Annotated in this window: 15 protein-coding genes; 7 read left to right on the top strand and 8 right to left on the bottom strand. The window is 69.0% G+C overall.

What is annotated here, in order from left to right:
• Positions 1-49: 49 nt before the first annotated feature.
• From ACIQM4_RS09320 to cseC, 4 genes are all read left to right on the top strand, one after another.
• Positions 50-601 (top strand): SigE family RNA polymerase sigma factor, encoded by a 552-nt coding sequence (locus ACIQM4_RS09320; protein WP_401588322.1) that lies wholly within the window; start codon positions 50-52, stop codon positions 599-601.
• Positions 589-1,569, top strand: coding sequence for a hypothetical protein (locus ACIQM4_RS09325; RefSeq protein WP_401588325.1), 981 nt, complete (start codon positions 589-591; stop codon positions 1,567-1,569). Before ACIQM4_RS09320 ends, ACIQM4_RS09325 begins: the two co-directional genes overlap by 13 nt.
• A gap of 58 nt (positions 1,570-1,627) precedes the next feature.
• A complete protein-coding gene (cseB, locus tag ACIQM4_RS09330; RefSeq protein WP_401588328.1) occupies positions 1,628-2,326 on the top strand; it encodes a two-component system response regulator CseB in 699 nt (232 codons plus the stop codon).
• Positions 2,327-2,453: 127 nt separating this feature from the next.
• On the top strand, positions 2,454-3,758 hold the full coding sequence (gene cseC / locus ACIQM4_RS09335) for a two-component system sensor histidine kinase CseC (protein ID WP_401588331.1): 1,305 nt from the start codon (positions 2,454-2,456) through the stop codon (positions 3,756-3,758).
• 199 nt (positions 3,759-3,957) lie between these two features.
• Here cseC and ACIQM4_RS09340 read toward each other — a convergent pair whose 3' ends face one another.
• Positions 3,958-5,544: an MDR family MFS transporter gene (locus ACIQM4_RS09340; protein WP_401588334.1), complete on the bottom strand. Its 1,587-nt coding sequence runs from the start codon at positions 5,542-5,544 to the stop codon at positions 3,958-3,960.
• Positions 5,545-5,668: 124 nt separating this feature from the next.
• Between ACIQM4_RS09340 and ACIQM4_RS09345 the strand changes: the two genes are divergently transcribed.
• On the top strand, positions 5,669-6,253 hold the full coding sequence (locus ACIQM4_RS09345; protein ID WP_401588336.1) for a TetR/AcrR family transcriptional regulator: 585 nt from the start codon (positions 5,669-5,671) through the stop codon (positions 6,251-6,253).
• Positions 6,254-6,285: 32 nt separating this feature from the next.
• Here ACIQM4_RS09345 and ACIQM4_RS09350 read toward each other — a convergent pair whose 3' ends face one another.
• Positions 6,286-6,882, bottom strand: coding sequence for a M23 family metallopeptidase (locus tag ACIQM4_RS09350; protein ID WP_401588339.1), 597 nt, complete (start codon positions 6,880-6,882; stop codon positions 6,286-6,288).
• Positions 6,883-7,412: 530 nt separating this feature from the next.
• Between ACIQM4_RS09350 and ACIQM4_RS09355 the strand changes: the two genes are divergently transcribed.
• Positions 7,413-7,757, top strand: a complete 345-nt coding sequence (locus tag ACIQM4_RS09355) for a trypco2 family protein (protein ID WP_401588341.1) — start codon at positions 7,413-7,415, stop codon at positions 7,755-7,757.
• A gap of 166 nt (positions 7,758-7,923) precedes the next feature.
• Here the strand turns inward: ACIQM4_RS09355 and ACIQM4_RS09360 are convergent, their stop codons facing one another.
• Positions 7,924-10,449 carry an ATP-dependent Clp protease ATP-binding subunit gene (locus tag ACIQM4_RS09360; RefSeq protein ID WP_401588344.1) on the bottom strand — a complete coding sequence of 842 codons (2,526 nt, stop codon included), beginning with the start codon at positions 10,447-10,449 and terminating at the stop codon, positions 7,924-7,926.
• 430 nt (positions 10,450-10,879) lie between these two features.
• Here ACIQM4_RS09360 and ACIQM4_RS09365 point away from each other — a divergent pair, with 430 nt between their 5' ends.
• On the top strand, positions 10,880-11,479 hold the full coding sequence (locus tag ACIQM4_RS09365; RefSeq protein WP_401588346.1) for an SCO3374 family protein: 600 nt from the start codon (positions 10,880-10,882) through the stop codon (positions 11,477-11,479).
• Here ACIQM4_RS09365 and ACIQM4_RS09370 read toward each other — a convergent pair.
• The 5 genes from ACIQM4_RS09370 to ACIQM4_RS09390 form a co-directional block, all read right to left on the bottom strand.
• Positions 11,458-11,790: an Lsr2 family protein gene (locus ACIQM4_RS09370; protein WP_401588349.1), complete on the bottom strand. Its 333-nt coding sequence runs from the start codon at positions 11,788-11,790 to the stop codon at positions 11,458-11,460. The genes ACIQM4_RS09365 and ACIQM4_RS09370 overlap by 22 nt on opposite strands.
• A 157-nt stretch (positions 11,791-11,947) precedes the next feature.
• The gene (locus ACIQM4_RS09375) at positions 11,948-12,478 is read right to left on the bottom strand and encodes an amino-acid N-acetyltransferase (protein ID WP_401588352.1); all 531 of its coding nucleotides are present in this window, start codon (positions 12,476-12,478) and stop codon (positions 11,948-11,950) included.
• Between the two features lie 9 nt (positions 12,479-12,487).
• The gene (locus tag ACIQM4_RS09380) at positions 12,488-12,877 is read right to left on the bottom strand and encodes a BlaI/MecI/CopY family transcriptional regulator (protein WP_401588354.1); all 390 of its coding nucleotides are present in this window, start codon (positions 12,875-12,877) and stop codon (positions 12,488-12,490) included.
• 116 nt (positions 12,878-12,993) lie between these two features.
• Positions 12,994-13,158, bottom strand: a complete 165-nt coding sequence (locus ACIQM4_RS09385) for a hypothetical protein (RefSeq protein ID WP_401588357.1) — start codon at positions 13,156-13,158, stop codon at positions 12,994-12,996.
• Positions 13,159-13,171: 13 nt separating this feature from the next.
• On the bottom strand, positions 13,172-13,771 hold the full coding sequence (locus tag ACIQM4_RS09390; protein ID WP_401590067.1) for a hypothetical protein: 600 nt from the start codon (positions 13,769-13,771) through the stop codon (positions 13,172-13,174).
• Positions 13,772-13,777: the final 6 nt, after the last annotated feature.

A 13,777-nucleotide genomic window follows, 5' to 3' on the forward strand; every position in this document is an offset into this window, starting at 1 on the left:
GAAACGCAGCCGGGAACCGGCTGGAACGGGACGGACGGAGGCGGTTCGAATGGCGCACGGCGGCGAGGTGCTCGGATTCGAGGAGTACGTACGCACGCGGCAGGAGGCCCTGCTGCGCAGTGCCCGGCGTCTCGTTCCGGACCCGGTCGACGCGCAGGACCTCCTCCAGACCGCGCTGGCCAGGACGTACGGCCGCTGGGACGGCATCGAGGACAAGTCCCTCGCGGACGCCTACCTCCGCCGCGTCATGATCAACACGCGTACCGAGTGGTGGCGGGCGCGCAAGCTGGACGAGGTGCCCACCGAGCAGCTGCCCGACGCCCGTGTCGAGGACGGCACGGAGCAGCGCGCCGACCGCGCCCTGCTGATGGACATCCTCGGGGTGCTGGCGCCCAAGCAGCGCAGCGTGGTCGTATTGCGCCACTGGGAGCAGATGAGCACCGAGGAGACCGCTGCCGCGCTCGGCATGTCTGCGGGTACGGTCAAGAGCACCCTGCACCGGGCGCTGGCCCGGCTGCGTCAGGAGCTGGAGAACCGCGACCTGGACGCCAGGGCTCTGGAGCGCGGCGACGAACGGGGGCAGGAGCGGTGCGCGGCCTAGGCGGCGGTAACGACAGCGGCTACAGCGGCACGGACGACGACGGACCAGGCAGCGGCGCCGCCGACGGGCGCGACCCGGACGACGGGCGCGACCCGGAAAGCGGACGCGGCCCGGACACCGGACGCGGCCCGGACACCGGACGCGGTCCTGAGCGGTCCCACCGGGGCGTACTGGCGGTGAGCGGAACGGCGATGGCCGGGCTCGCCGCCGTCGGTCTGTTCGCGGTCTCCTGCAGCGGGGGCGGCACGGGCACCAGGGACGAGGGCCCGGCCCGCTCCGATCCCGTGGTCGCGAAGAGCCTCCCGACCCCGAAGGCCACCGAGTCGGTGCCGGCCGCGGCCCCCGCCAGGCGGACGGACCCCGTCGAGCTCCTCAAGAACGACCCGAAGGTCAGCGAGACCGTGAAACGCGACCTGAAGCCGTGCGTGAAGGACATCTACCCGGTCGACGCCTCGTACGGCCGAGTCACCGCCAACAACACCGATGACGTCGTGGTCAACGTGATGACCTGCAACGACGCGGTCGGAATCGGCTCCTACGTGTTCCGCGAGGAGAATGGGCGGTATGTGAACGTCTTCGTGGCGGAGGAGCCTGCCGTGTACGCGGAGATCGACCGGGGCGACCTGGTGGTGACCCGTCCGGAGTACAAGGAGCGTGACCCGGTGGCGTTCCCGTCCGGCGAGGTGGTCGTGACGTACCGCTGGGCCGGGCAGAAGTTCACTGAGCACGACAGGGTGGAGAACAGCTACAGCAAGGCGGTCGGCGACGGCGACCGGAGCGACGAGGAGCGCACCGCGCAGGAGGAGCAGGCCGCGAAGGAGCGGGCGGCGAAGGAGCAAGAGGTGGAGCAGCAGGAGCAGGACGCGAGGAGGAAGGCCGGGAGCGGGCGGTCTACGGACCAGGGCGCGTCGCCGCAACCCGCCGCTCCGTCCCCCGCCCCCTCCACCGCGTCGCCGTCCCGGGACTGAACGACCGACCGACAGACTGACCGGCGGCAAGACCGATCGAGAGAGCAGAGAGCAGCCGATGGCCGACACCCACGTCCTGTTCGTCGAGGATGACGACGTGATCCGCGAGGCGACCCAGCTGGCGCTGGAGCGGGACGGGTTCACCGTCACCGCGATGCCGGACGGCCTCTCGGGTCTTGAGGCGTTCCGCGCCGAGCAGCCGGACATCGCGCTGCTCGACGTGATGCTGCCGGGGATGGACGGGGTCAGCCTGTGCCGCCGCATCCGGGACGAGTCGACCGTGCCGGTGATCATGCTCTCCGCGCGGGCCGACTCGATCGACGTGGTGCTCGGTCTCGAAGCGGGCGCCGACGACTACGTGACGAAGCCGTTCGACGGTTCGGTGCTGGTCGCGCGCATCCGTGCGGTGCTGCGCCGCTTCGGCCACGCGTCGGGCGGCGGCGCGCCCGAGCCGGTGCAGGACGGCGAGGGCGGGATGCTGACCTTCGGCGAGCTGGAGGTGGACACCGAGGGCATGGAGGTCCGCAGGAACGGCGAGCCGGTGGCGCTGACGCCGACCGAGATGCGGCTGCTCCTGGAGTTCTCGTCGGCGCCCGGCACGGTGCTCTCCCGCGACAAGCTGCTGGAGCGGGTCTGGGACTACGGCTGGGGCGGCGACACCCGGGTCGTGGACGTCCATGTGCAGCGGTTGCGCACGAAGATCGGCCAGGACCGGATCGAGACGGTCCGCGGCTTCGGTTACAAACTGAAGGCCTGAGCCCGCACCTGACTGCCGACCCGGCCACGCGAGGGGCCACGCCGCGCGAGGCACCACGCACCACCGCACCAACGCCCCGCACACGAGACACCGCACCGTACGAGCCACCCGGCATGAGGCATTCCGCATGAAGCGTTTCTCCCTGCGCACCGGCATCCGCTGGAAGATCAGCTGTGCCATCGCCGCCGTCAGCGCCCTCATCGCCGTCGCTCTCAGTCTGGTCGTGCACAACTCCGCCCGCGTCTCGATGCTCGACAACGCCCGTGACCTGCAACTGGAGCGGCTGCAGTTCGCGCAGCGGCTGTACGAGTCGTCCCGCGACCCGAAGGTCGGCTCCAAGCTCAACGACCCCGAGCTGCCCGCCGAGCTGCGTGCCAAGCTCGCGCACGGCCGGCGCGCGACGCACGTCCAGGAGGACACCGACGGGGTGCCCGAGGTGTGGGCGGCGGTCCCCTACCCGGGCGGCGACATCCTCTCCCTGCACACCCGTTTCCCCGGCAACGCCGCCGTCGTCGAGGACCTGGACCGGTCCCTGGTGATCGGTTCGGTCGCCGTCGTCATCGGGGGCTGCGCGCTGGGCATCCTCATCGGCGGTTCCATCTCGCGCCGGCTGCGCAAGGCCGCGTCCGCGGCGACCGAGGTGGCGCACGGCAATTCGCAGGTACGGGTGCGGGACGCGATCGGCGGTGTCGTACGCGACGAGACCGATGAGCTGGCCCGCGCGGTCGACGCGCTGACCGACGCACTCCAGGAGCGCGTCGAGGCCGAGCGCCGGGTGACCGCCGACATCGCGCACGAGCTGCGCACGCCGGTGACCGGGCTGCTGACCGCCGCGGAGCTGCTGCCTCCCGGCCGCCCCACCGAACTGGTGCGGGACCGGGCGCAGGCGCTGCGGACCCTGGTCGAGGACGTACTCGAAGTGGCGCGGCTGGACAGCGCGGCCGAGCGTGCGGAGATGCAGGAGATCGCGCTGGGCGAGTTCGTCTCGCGCCGGGTCGCCTCGCTCTACCCCGACGCGGCCGTCACCGTCCTGCACGGGAGTTACGTGAACACCGATCCGCGCCGGCTCGAACGGATCATCGGCAATCTCCTCGGCAACGCGGCCAAGCACGGGAAGCCCCCGTTCGAGGTGACGGTCGAGGGCCGGGTCGTCCGGGTGCGCGACCACGGCAAGGGCTTCCCGGCGGATCTGCTGCGTGAGGGGCCGAGCCGGTTCCGTACCGGCTCCAGCGACAGGGCCGGTCAGGGGCACGGCCTCGGACTGACCATCGCCGCAGGTCAGGCCAGGGTGCTCGGGGCGAGGCTGACGTTCCGCAACGCGCAGCCGGCCGGCGGGGCGATCGCCGTGCTGTGGCTGCCCGAGCACTCGCCGACGGCGACGGGCAGCTTCCCGATCGTCAATCTGGCGGATCTGCCACCCCGCCGGAGATAGCCGGAGATAGCCGGAGATAGCCGGGGACAGCGCGCTCCGGGCCCGGCACGGGGAAGGCCCGGCACGGGGAAGGCCCGGCACGGGGAAGGCCCAGCGGCGGAAAGGCCAGGTCGGGAAAGGCCCGGTACGGCAAAGGCCCGGCACCGGAAAGGGGGCCCGCGGCGCTGTGCCGCGAGCCCCCCATGTCCGTCCGTGTCGCTCACACCGAGGCCGGGACCGCGTCCTTGGTCTGGTCGGGCTCGGCCGTCTTCTGCGGGCCCGCGCCCTTGAGCACGACCTCCTTGACGAAGAACGCCGCCACGAACGCGATCACCGCGATGCCCGCACCCAGCAGGAACGCCCCGTGCGTACCGGACGCCACCGCGACCTGGTACATCTCGCGCATCGCCGCCGGCAGCTTCTCCAGGCTGTTCGCGTCCAGCGCGGCGCCCTGCGGCAGCCCGCCGGACGAGGCGCCCTGGGAGACCATCGAGTCGGTCACCCGGGCGGTGAACAGCGCGCCCATCACCGAGACGCCGAACGAGCTGCCGAGCGTACGGAAGAGGGTCGTGGACGAGGACGCGACGCCCATGTCCTTCGGCTCGACGCTGTTCTGCGCGACGAGCATCGTGATCTGCATCAGGAAGCCCATGCCCGCGCCGAGGACCGCCATGTAGACGCCGGAGACGAGGCGGGTGGTGTCCGTGTCCATCGTGGAGAGGAGGAACAGGCCGACGGTGACCAGGGCGCCGCCCATGATCGGGAACATCTTGTACTTGCCGGTGCTGGTGGTGATCCGGCCGACGACCAGCGAGACGACCATCATGGACATCAGCATGGGCAGCAGGAGCAGCCCGGAGTTGGTGGCCGACGCGCCCTGCACGGACTGCTGGAACAGCGGCAGGTAGAGGACCGCGCCGAACATCACGAAGCCGACGATGAAGCCGATCACCGACATGAGGGTGAAGTTCCGGTTGCGGAAGATGTGCAGCGGAATGATCGGTTCGGCGGCCTTGGTCTCCACGTACAGGAAGCCCGCGATCGAGAGGATGCCGACGGCGCCGAGACCCAGGATCTGCGCGGAGCCCCAGGCGTACTCGCTGCCGCCCCAGGTGGTGAGCAGCACGATCGAGGTGATGCCCACGGTCAGCAGCGCGGTGCCGAGGTAGTCGATCCGCGGCTTGCCGCGCTCCTTCTTCGGGAGGTGCAGCACGACGGTGATCATGACGAGGGCGAGCGCGCCGAGCGGCACGTTGATGTAGAAGGACCAGCGCCAGCCGAGGTGGTCGGTGATCGCGCCGCCGACCAGCGGGCCGCCGATCATGGCCAGCGCCATCACGCCGGCCATCATGCCCTGGTACTTGCCGCGCTCACGCGGCGGAATCAGGTCGCCGATGATGGCCATGACGCCGACCATCAGACCGCCCGCGCCCAGGCCCTGGACGGCCCGGAAGCCGATCAGCTGGCTCATGTCCTGGGCCACCCCGCTGAGCACGGAGCCGAGGACGAAGATGACTATGGAGGTGAGGAAGATGCCCTTGCGTCCGTAGAGGTCGCCGAGCTTTCCCCAGATGGGGGTGGAGGCGGCGGTGGCGAGCGTGTAGGCGGTGACCACCCACGACAGGTGCTCCAGCCCGCCGAGCTCACCGACGATGGTCGGCATCGCGGTGCCGATGATCATGTTGTCCAGCATCGCCAGCAACATGGCGATCATGAGCGCGAGAAGGACGACGCGCACACTGCGCGGCTGTTTCCCGGTCTGCTCGGTCGTCGGCGTCTCTGGCGCCGCTTGCCCCGTGGTCTTCATATCCGCTCCCCATTGCTACTTACTTGCCGCCCGGCAAGCTGGCTACACTTGAGGAAGTTAGACCCCTAACTAGCCGGGCGTCAAGTAAGTTCTGGCGAGTTGAACAAGCCTTGGGAGTACGCGAATGAGCAGCAGTGTGGGTGGGACCGGTCGACCGCGCCGCGGTGACACGCGTCAGCGCATCCAGGACGTGGCTCTGGCGCTGTTCGCGGAGCAGGGATACGAGAAGACCTCCCTGCGGGAGATCGCCGAGAAGCTCGATGTCACCAAGGCCGCGCTGTACTACCACTTCAAGACCAAGGAAGACATCCTGATCAGCCTCTTCCAGGACCTGACCCGTCCGATGGACGAGCTGATCGAGTGGGGGCAGGGCAGGCCGCGCACGCTGGAGACCAAGAAGGAACTGCTGACCCGCTACAGCGCGACGCTGAACCACGCGGGCCCGCTCTTCCGGTTCATGCAGGAGAACCAGGCGGCCGTGCGTGAACTGAGCATCGGCGACAGCTTCAAGAGCCGGATGATGAGCATGATGAGCCTGATGAAGGAGCCGGACGGCCCGCTGCTCGACCAGGTCAGGTGCATGAGCGCGCTGTTCACGATGCACGCGGGGATGTTCGCGCTCAAAGACGTCGAAGGCGACTTCGAGGACAAGCAGAAGGCTGTCCTCGAAGTCGCCATCGAGCTGATCTCGTCGACCGGCTCGGCCTGACGGATCGCGTCACGGGGTTACCGCGACCAGGGTCAGACGGTCACGCCCACCGAGCGCAGGAAGGCGACCGGGTTGACCGCGGAGCCGTAGTTGGGGCTGGTGCGGATCTCGAAGTGCAGGTGCGGGCCGGAGGAGTTTCCGGTGTTGCCGGACAGGGCGATCTTCTGGCCGGCCGCGACCTTCTGGCCGACGTGCGCCTGGACCTTCGAGAGGTGGGCGTACTGGGAGTACGTGTGGTTGGCGTGCCGCACGACGATCGCGTTGCCGTACGCGGGACCGTCACCGGCGCCGTTCGGGCCCGCCTTGACGACGGTGCCGGCCGCGGCGGCCGTGACCTGGGTGCCGATCGGCACGGCGAAGTCCTGGCCGGAGTGCTTGTGGGCCCACATGCCGCCGCCCTTGCCGTACGTGGCGGAGAGCGCGTAGCGCTTGACGGGCTTGGACCAGGACTTGGCCTTCTTCTTCGCAACAGCCTTCGCAGGGATCTCCGCCGCGGCCTTCGACGGCACGGCGGCCTTCGCGGGCTCCGCAGCGAAGGCGCCCGCCCCGGCTCCGGCCACGCACGCCGCACCGACGGTGGTGGCTACGACGGCGTTGCGGATTCGGCGGGAATTGGCGCGCTTCGTCATACGGTCAGTACCTCCGGAAGTGGATGCGCCCGGCAGGTCCGCCGGGCTTGCTCCACATTGGTAACCCGCGGGGCACGGGTACCCAAAACCACCCATCTACTACCTAATGCCGTAGCGGAAGCGGTGGAATTCCGTCCCTTGACGTCGTTCGGGAGCGCCCGCCGACCTCCAGAAGATCTTCGCGGAATCGGGTTTAGCGCCTAACCAGAACGTCCCGTTTCCGACATGTACGGCTGTTCCGGCCGATCCCGAGGACGGGGCCGAAGGTCCCCGCGCGGCCCTCCCCCAAAGTCCCGCCGAAGGTCCGCGGCGCACGACTATTCCTGCTAGTAGGCCGGGAAACCCCTGTGCGCCTTGTCACGGGCAGACCGCTCCCGCACTCTCCGACGGGCTCTTCGGCGGGGTCGGCCGGCCACGTTCCCCGCCGCACATCACCCCGCCCGGACGGGAACCGGAAGCCCTGCAAACGCCGTTCTAGGGGAGAGCAGTTCACGTCGCTCCGCACAGTCACTCTGCCCAGGGGGTCCGTCATGGCCAGCTCCTCGCACGAATTCGACGGCATCGAGCTTGCCGACGCGGTCGAGTCGGTCCGCAACCAGCTGATGCGGGCCGCGGCACGCTCGGCGGGCATGGAGATCACCTTCGCCGTCGGCGACATCCAGATGGAGTTCACGGTGGAGCTCCGCAAGGAGGTCAAGGGCGGGGCGAAGGTCAAGGCATGGGTGGTGGAGGCGGGGGCCGACGCCGCGCGCACCACGGGGCGTACGCACAAGGTGTCGCTGACGCTGAAGCCGAGGGTGCGCTCGACGGGCGCCTCGGTGGACGTGGGGAACGACGCCCCGGCGGATCTGAGCGGCTCCGGCGAGGTGGACTAGACAGGGCGGTTCGCCATCGGCCGGGGGCACCCACGGGCCGTACGAGCGCCGTACTCACACGCTCACGGCAACCGGCCTCCGCCCCCGGCAACGGACAAGGGGCCCCGGGAACCAATTGGTTCCCGGGGCCCCTTTCACACGCTCACCTCGGCGCAGCCGCCAAGCGTCACGCGTCCTTCGTCATGTTCGGCCCGTTGCCACCGGCCGCGGACTCGACGGGAGGGGCGTCCGGCAGGGCCGCCTTCTCCTCGCCGCGGAAGGTGAACTCCTTGGCGTCACCCTCACCCTCGGTGCCGACGACCACGATGTGACCGGGGCGCAGCTCACCGAAGAGGATCTTCTCGGAGAGGATGTCCTCGATCGAGCGCTGGATCGTCCGGCGCAGCGGCCGGGCGCCCATCACGGGGTCGTAGCCCTTCTTGGCGAGGAGCGACTTGGCGTCCGGGCTCAGCTCGATGCCCATGTCGCGGTCCTTGAGCCGCTCGTCCACCTTGTGGATCATGAGGTCGACGATCTGGATGATGTCTTCCTCGGTCAGCTGGTGGAAGACCACCGTGTCGTCGACACGGTTGAGGAACTCGGGCCTGAAGTGCTGCTTGAGCTCCTCGTTGACCTTGACCTTCATCCGCTCGTAGTTCGTCTTGACGTCGCCCTGGGCGGCGAAGCCCAGGTTGAAGCCCTTCGAGATGTCCCTCGTACCCAGGTTGGTCGTCATGATGATGACCGTGTTCTTGAAGTCCACGACGCGGCCCTGGGAGTCGGTCAGGCGACCGTCCTCCAGGATCTGCAGCAGGGAGTTGAAGATGTCCGGGTGGGCCTTCTCGACCTCGTCGAAGAGGACGACGGAGAACGGCTTGCGCCGCACCTTCTCCGTCAGCTGGCCGCCCTCTTCGTACCCCACGTAGCCGGGGGGCGAGCCGAAGAGCCGCGAGACGGTGTGCTTCTCGCTGAACTCCGACATGTCGAGGGAGATCAGTGCGTCCTCGTCGCCGAAGAGGAACTCGGCGAGCGTCTTGGACAGCTCGGTCTTACCGACACCGGAGGGACCGGCGAAGATGAACGAGCCACCGGGACGCTTCGGGTCCTTCAGGCCGGCCCGCGTACGGCGGATGGCCTGCGAGAGGGCCTTGATGGCGTCCTTCTGACCGATGACGCGCTTGTGGAGTTCGTCCTCCATGCGCAGCAGGCGGCTCGACTCCTCCTCGGTCAGCTTGAAGACCGGGATGCCGGTCGCGGTCGCCAGGACCTCGGCGATGAGCTCGCCGTCGACCTCGGCGACGACGTCCATGTCGCCGGCCTTCCACTCCTTCTCCCGCTTGGCCTTCGCGGCGAGGAGCTGCTTCTCCTTGTCGCGCAGGGAGGCGGCCTTCTCGAAGTCCTGCGAGTCGATCGCCGACTCCTTGTCCCTGCGGACATTGGCGATCTTCTCGTCGAACTCGCGGAGGTCCGGCGGCGCGGTCATCCGGCGGATGCGCATGCGCGACCCCGCCTCGTCGATCAGGTCGATCGCCTTGTCCGGGAGGAAGCGGTCCGAGATGTACCGGTCCGCCAGCGTCGCCGCCTGGACGAGGGCCTCGTCCGTGATGGAGACGCGGTGGTGGGCCTCGTACCGGTCGCGCAGACCCTTAAGAATCTCGATGGTGTGCGGGAGCGAGGGCTCCGCCACCTGGATCGGCTGGAAGCGGCGCTCAAGGGCCGCGTCCTTCTCCAGGTGCTTGCGGTACTCGTCGAGCGTGGTGGCACCGATGGTCTGGAGCTCACCGCGGGCCAGCATCGGCTTCAGGATCGAAGCCGCGTCGATCGCGCCCTCTGCGGCACCCGCGCCGACGAGCGTGTGCAGCTCGTCGATGAACAGGATGATGTCGCCGCGGGTGCGGATCTCCTTGAGGACCTTCTTCAGCCGCTCCTCGAAGTCACCGCGGTAGCGGGAACCGGCGACGAGCGCACCCAGGTCCAGGGTGTAGAGGTGCTTGTCCTTGAGGGTCTCGGGCACCTCGCCCTTGACGATGGCCTGCGCCAGTCCCTCGACGACGGCGGTCTTGCCGACGCCGGGCTCGCCGATGAGGACCGGGTTGTTCTTGGTCCGGCGGGACAGCACCTGCATGACCCGCTCGATCTCCTTCTCGCGCCCGATGACCGGGTCGAGCTTGGATTCACGAGCGGCCTGGGTGAGGTTCCGGCCGAACTGGTCGAGCACCAGGGACGTCGAGGGCGTGCCCTCGGCAGGTCCGCCGGCTGCGGCGGTCTCCTTGCCCTGGTAGCCGGAGAGCAGCTGGATGACCTGCTGCCGCACCCGGTTGAGATCGGCGCCCAGCTTCACCAGGACCTGGGCGGCGACGCCCTCGCCCTCGCGAATCAGGCCGAGCAGGATGTGCTCGGTGCCGATGTAGTTGTGGCCGAGCTGGAGGGCCTCGCGGAGCGACAGCTCCAGGACCTTCTTCGCACGCGGGGTGAAGGGAATGTGACCGGACGGAGCCTGCTGCCCCTGACCGATGATCTCCTCGACCTGCTGGCGAACCGCCTCAAGCGAAATGCCGAGGCTCTCCAGGGCCTTAGCGGCGACACCTTCACCCTCGTGGATCAGACCCAGGAGGATGTGCTCGGTGCCGATGTAGTTGTGGTTGAGCATCCGGGCTTCTTCCTGAGCCAGGACGACAACCCGCCGCGCGCGGTCGGTGAACCTCTCGAACATCGTTATTCGCTCCTCAGAGCGGTCGGGCAGTTAAGGGGTCGGTCCCCTCCCTGTCCTTCCGCATGCTAGTCCCGCGGGGCGGGACAGCTCATTCCAACTGCCGACACCCGTTCTTGCCTCCCGGCCTGAACAGCCGACAACTACTTCAACTCGATGGTGCGAGACGATGTTCCCGCAGGCCAAGCAGTTACCCCTATCGCCACTACGCCGATGGCGAACGTGAGACCGCTTCGCACGCGTGTCGCCCCTTCCCACTAGGACTGTCTTACCCGCAAGCAGTGACACTCCATGCGGCGCACGCCGGTTCCCTCAGCTACGGGCGAACATCCTTGCGCCGCCGGGCGCGCCCGTACGCCCCCATTTCGCCCACGGAGCGCATCCGTCAACAGACACAGCGTAACCACCGCTCGTTTCGGGAGTTGCTCCGGGCATGGCCCCCACCGTTCCGCACGCCCGGCTGGCACTGCCCGAGGGCGGCATCGCCCAGTGGTACGAGGACGAGCTCGGCTGGGCGACGGTCAGCCCACCCGGAGAACCGGTTCTGCTGCGCACCGGGCTGCGGTTCGACGTACTGGAGCTGCCGGCCGACGCGGGCCACGCCGTACTGCGCAGGGCCGGGCCCACGGGGCCGGTGGCACTGCTCGGCGGGCGGATGCGGCTGTTCGTCGCCGCGGGCAGCGCCGACGAGGTGCCCGCGCTCCTGGAGTGGCTGGAGTGGGGCGCCGTGCCGCTGGATCTGCGGGCGATCGGCACGGGCGGACTGACCGCCGCCCCCGCCCCGCCCGGAACGGCGCCTTCCGCCGTGGTCGGGACCGCCAGGTGGCTGCGGCCCCCACTACCGGGGCGCCAGTGGGAACAGACGCTTCCGGTATTCGCCGGCATCGGGGGCCGCGGGGCCGCCCCCGATCTCGTGCGCCTTGTGGCCGCGGCGGCGACAGAATGCCACCGGGCCCGTTTGACCGACGTGAAGACCAACGTGAATACGGGACCGCCAAAAGAAGGGCGGACTCAGCCGTTCGCCTTCTCGTAGGCCTCGCGCACGTGGCCCGGGACACGGCCGCGGTCGTTCACGTCGTAGTCGTTGTCCTTGGCCCACTTGCGGATCTCGGCCGTGTTCTGGCTGCCACCGGAAACAGCGCGCGCCTTGCCACGGCCCGCGGCGCGGCCACCCGTGCGGCGGCCGTTCTTGGTGTACGGGTCGAGCAGCCCGCGGAGCTTCTCCGCGTTCGCGGTGGTGAGGTCGATCTCATAGGTCTTGCCGTCCAGAGCGAACGTCACCGTCTCGTTCGCCTCGACGCCGTCGAGGTCGTCAACAAGAAGGACCTGAACCTTCTGCGCCACCGGATTTCCTTTCATCGAAAATGCAGTACGCGGAAAGGAAACCGCTTTTCTTGGGAAAACACAAACCCCTGTCCGATGTTCAGTGCCCCGAGAACACGGGAAACGTACGCGTTTCGGACATAGGGTTACGGGCTTCACCGGGAGCTTCAGAGACCGTTCAGAGGTGCAGAAGCATGCGGCTGTTGCCCAAGGTGTTGGGCTTCACCCGTTCGAGACCGAGGAACTCGGCCACGCCCTCGTCATTGGAGCGCAGCAGCTCACTGTAGACATCTCCGTCGACCGGGGCCTCGCCGATCTCCACGAAGCCGTGCTTCTCGAAGAACTCGACTTCGAAGGTCAGGCAGAATACCCGGCGCACCCCGATCCAGCGGGCGGTCCGCAGAAGTTTGTCCAGCACCTGGTGGCCGACTCCGGCGCCCTTCAAGCCGGGGTGGACGGCGAGAGTGCGTACTTCCGCGAGGTCTTCCCACATGACGTGCAGCGCGCCGCAGCCGATCACCTCGGCGTCGTCGTCGCGTTCCGCGACCCAGAACTCCTGGATGTCCTCGTAAAGCGTGACGTTCGCTTTGTCGAGGAGGATGCTCTGGCGCGCGTAGGCGTCCACAAGGGCGCGGACGGATGGCACATCACTGGTGCGTGCCCGCCGGACGGTGATGGCTTTTGCCGACGCAATACGATCTGGGGCCATGACCGGACGCTATCTCCCGGCGTCGCTCTCGGGCGCACCGGGGAGTTGCACGACGCGCATCGCGTCCTGAAGCGCTTCGCGCTGCTCGGCCGACATCATGCCGAAGAACGCGACAAGGGCCGCCGCGGGGTTGTCACTGGTCGACCAGGCTTCGTTCATCAGTGCGGCCGAGTAGGCGGCCCGCGTGGAGACCGAGGTATATCGATAGGCCCGGCCGTCTACTTCCCTGCGCACCCAGCCCTTCTGATGGAGATTGTCCATTACGGTCATGACGGTGGTGTAGGCGATGGACCGGTCCTTCTGGAGATCTTCGAGGACTTCCCGCACGGTGACGGGACGGTTCCACTGCCATACGCGCGTCATGACGGCGTCTTCCAGCTCTCCCAATCGGCGTGGCACAGCGCCACCCTAGTGGGAGATATCCGGAAATTCCTGGCTATTTGCGCGGGGGCACGAGAAAGAGGGGCGTGCGGCCCGGTGCGATCCCGGGCCGCAGGCCCCTCCTCGTCAGTGCTTCAGTGCTTCACCGCTGCGCCGGTCTGCGCGGCCTCGGCAGCGTCGGCGGCGGCGTCTTCCTTGGTCTTGTTGGAACCGCCCTGCGTCTTGACGATCGTCACGACGAGGCCGATGAAGAAGGCGGCCATCACCACCGGGGGCACGAGCGCGGAGACATAGTCCATGGCTCCAGAGTAGCTAGCTCGCCTCGCGCCGTTCCCCTGGGGGCACGGGCCGCTTGCGGGGCGGGAACGCCTCGGCAGGGGTGGGTACCGGACGGTCCTTGGCCGGGTCGTCCGCGGGGGCCGGCTTGCCGGGGACGGCCGGGCGGGCCGGTTTGATGTCGGCGCGACCGCCCGGGAGCGCCGTCAGCCGGGTGCGTGGGGCGGGGGCGGCGGGCACGGCGGCGCCGGACGGGCCGGCGGTGGACCGGGCGAGTCTGGCCCGTACCGAGCGCTCCGCGATCCCCTGGCAGCGGGCCAGCAGCGCCGCCGCGAGCGGGAGGTGCCGCAGGGAGCGCAGCGAGGCGAGATCGTCGGGCTGGGGGCGGTAGCCGGCCGCGAGGGCGTCCTGGAGGAGTTCCAGGTAGCCGGTGGCGGAGCCGGGCAGCGCGGTCCGGTAGCGGGCGAGGTCCGCGAGGAGGAAGGCGCGCAGCCGTCCCGCCTCACGGATCGCTTCGTCCACCGAACCGGCCAGCTGGAGGCACTCCCGTACCTCGTCGGCGGGGAGGGGGGCGGGGTGCAGGGCGAGGGCGAGGGCGCGTCGGAGCACACGCAGTTCGTCTGCGCTGAACGCCATGCCGCC

The sequence above is a fragment of the Streptomyces sp. NPDC091272 genome (assembly GCF_044757485.1).
Taxonomy (GTDB): domain Bacteria; phylum Actinomycetota; class Actinomycetes; order Streptomycetales; family Streptomycetaceae; genus Streptomyces.

What these genes read in the sequence shown, in the direction of transcription:
- ACIQM4_RS09320 (WP_401588322.1), top strand. Translation starts at nt 50, where the DNA reads ATGGCGCACGGCGGCGAGGTGCTCGGATTCGAGGAGTACGTACGCACG.
- cseB (WP_401588328.1), top strand. Translation starts at nt 1,628, where the DNA reads ATGGCCGACACCCACGTCCTGTTCGTCGAGGATGACGACGTGATCCGC.
- cseC (WP_401588331.1), top strand. Translation starts at nt 2,454, where the DNA reads ATGAAGCGTTTCTCCCTGCGCACCGGCATCCGCTGGAAGATCAGCTGT.
- ACIQM4_RS09340 (WP_401588334.1), bottom strand. Translation starts at nt 5,544, where the DNA reads ATGAAGACCACGGGGCAAGCGGCGCCAGAGACGCCGACGACCGAGCAG.
- ACIQM4_RS09345 (WP_401588336.1), top strand. Translation starts at nt 5,669, where the DNA reads ATGAGCAGCAGTGTGGGTGGGACCGGTCGACCGCGCCGCGGTGACACG.
- ACIQM4_RS09350 (WP_401588339.1), bottom strand. Translation starts at nt 6,882, where the DNA reads ATGACGAAGCGCGCCAATTCCCGCCGAATCCGCAACGCCGTCGTAGCC.
- ACIQM4_RS09355 (WP_401588341.1), top strand. Translation starts at nt 7,413, where the DNA reads ATGGCCAGCTCCTCGCACGAATTCGACGGCATCGAGCTTGCCGACGCG.
- ACIQM4_RS09360 (WP_401588344.1), bottom strand. Translation starts at nt 10,449, where the DNA reads ATGTTCGAGAGGTTCACCGACCGCGCGCGGCGGGTTGTCGTCCTGGCT.
- ACIQM4_RS09365 (WP_401588346.1), top strand. Translation starts at nt 10,880, where the DNA reads ATGGCCCCCACCGTTCCGCACGCCCGGCTGGCACTGCCCGAGGGCGGC.
- ACIQM4_RS09375 (WP_401588352.1), bottom strand. Translation starts at nt 12,478, where the DNA reads ATGGCCCCAGATCGTATTGCGTCGGCAAAAGCCATCACCGTCCGGCGG.
- ACIQM4_RS09385 (WP_401588357.1), bottom strand. Translation starts at nt 13,158, where the DNA reads ATGGACTATGTCTCCGCGCTCGTGCCCCCGGTGGTGATGGCCGCCTTC.
- ACIQM4_RS09390 (WP_401590067.1), bottom strand. Translation starts at nt 13,771, where the DNA reads ATGGCGTTCAGCGCAGACGAACTGCGTGTGCTCCGACGCGCCCTCGCC.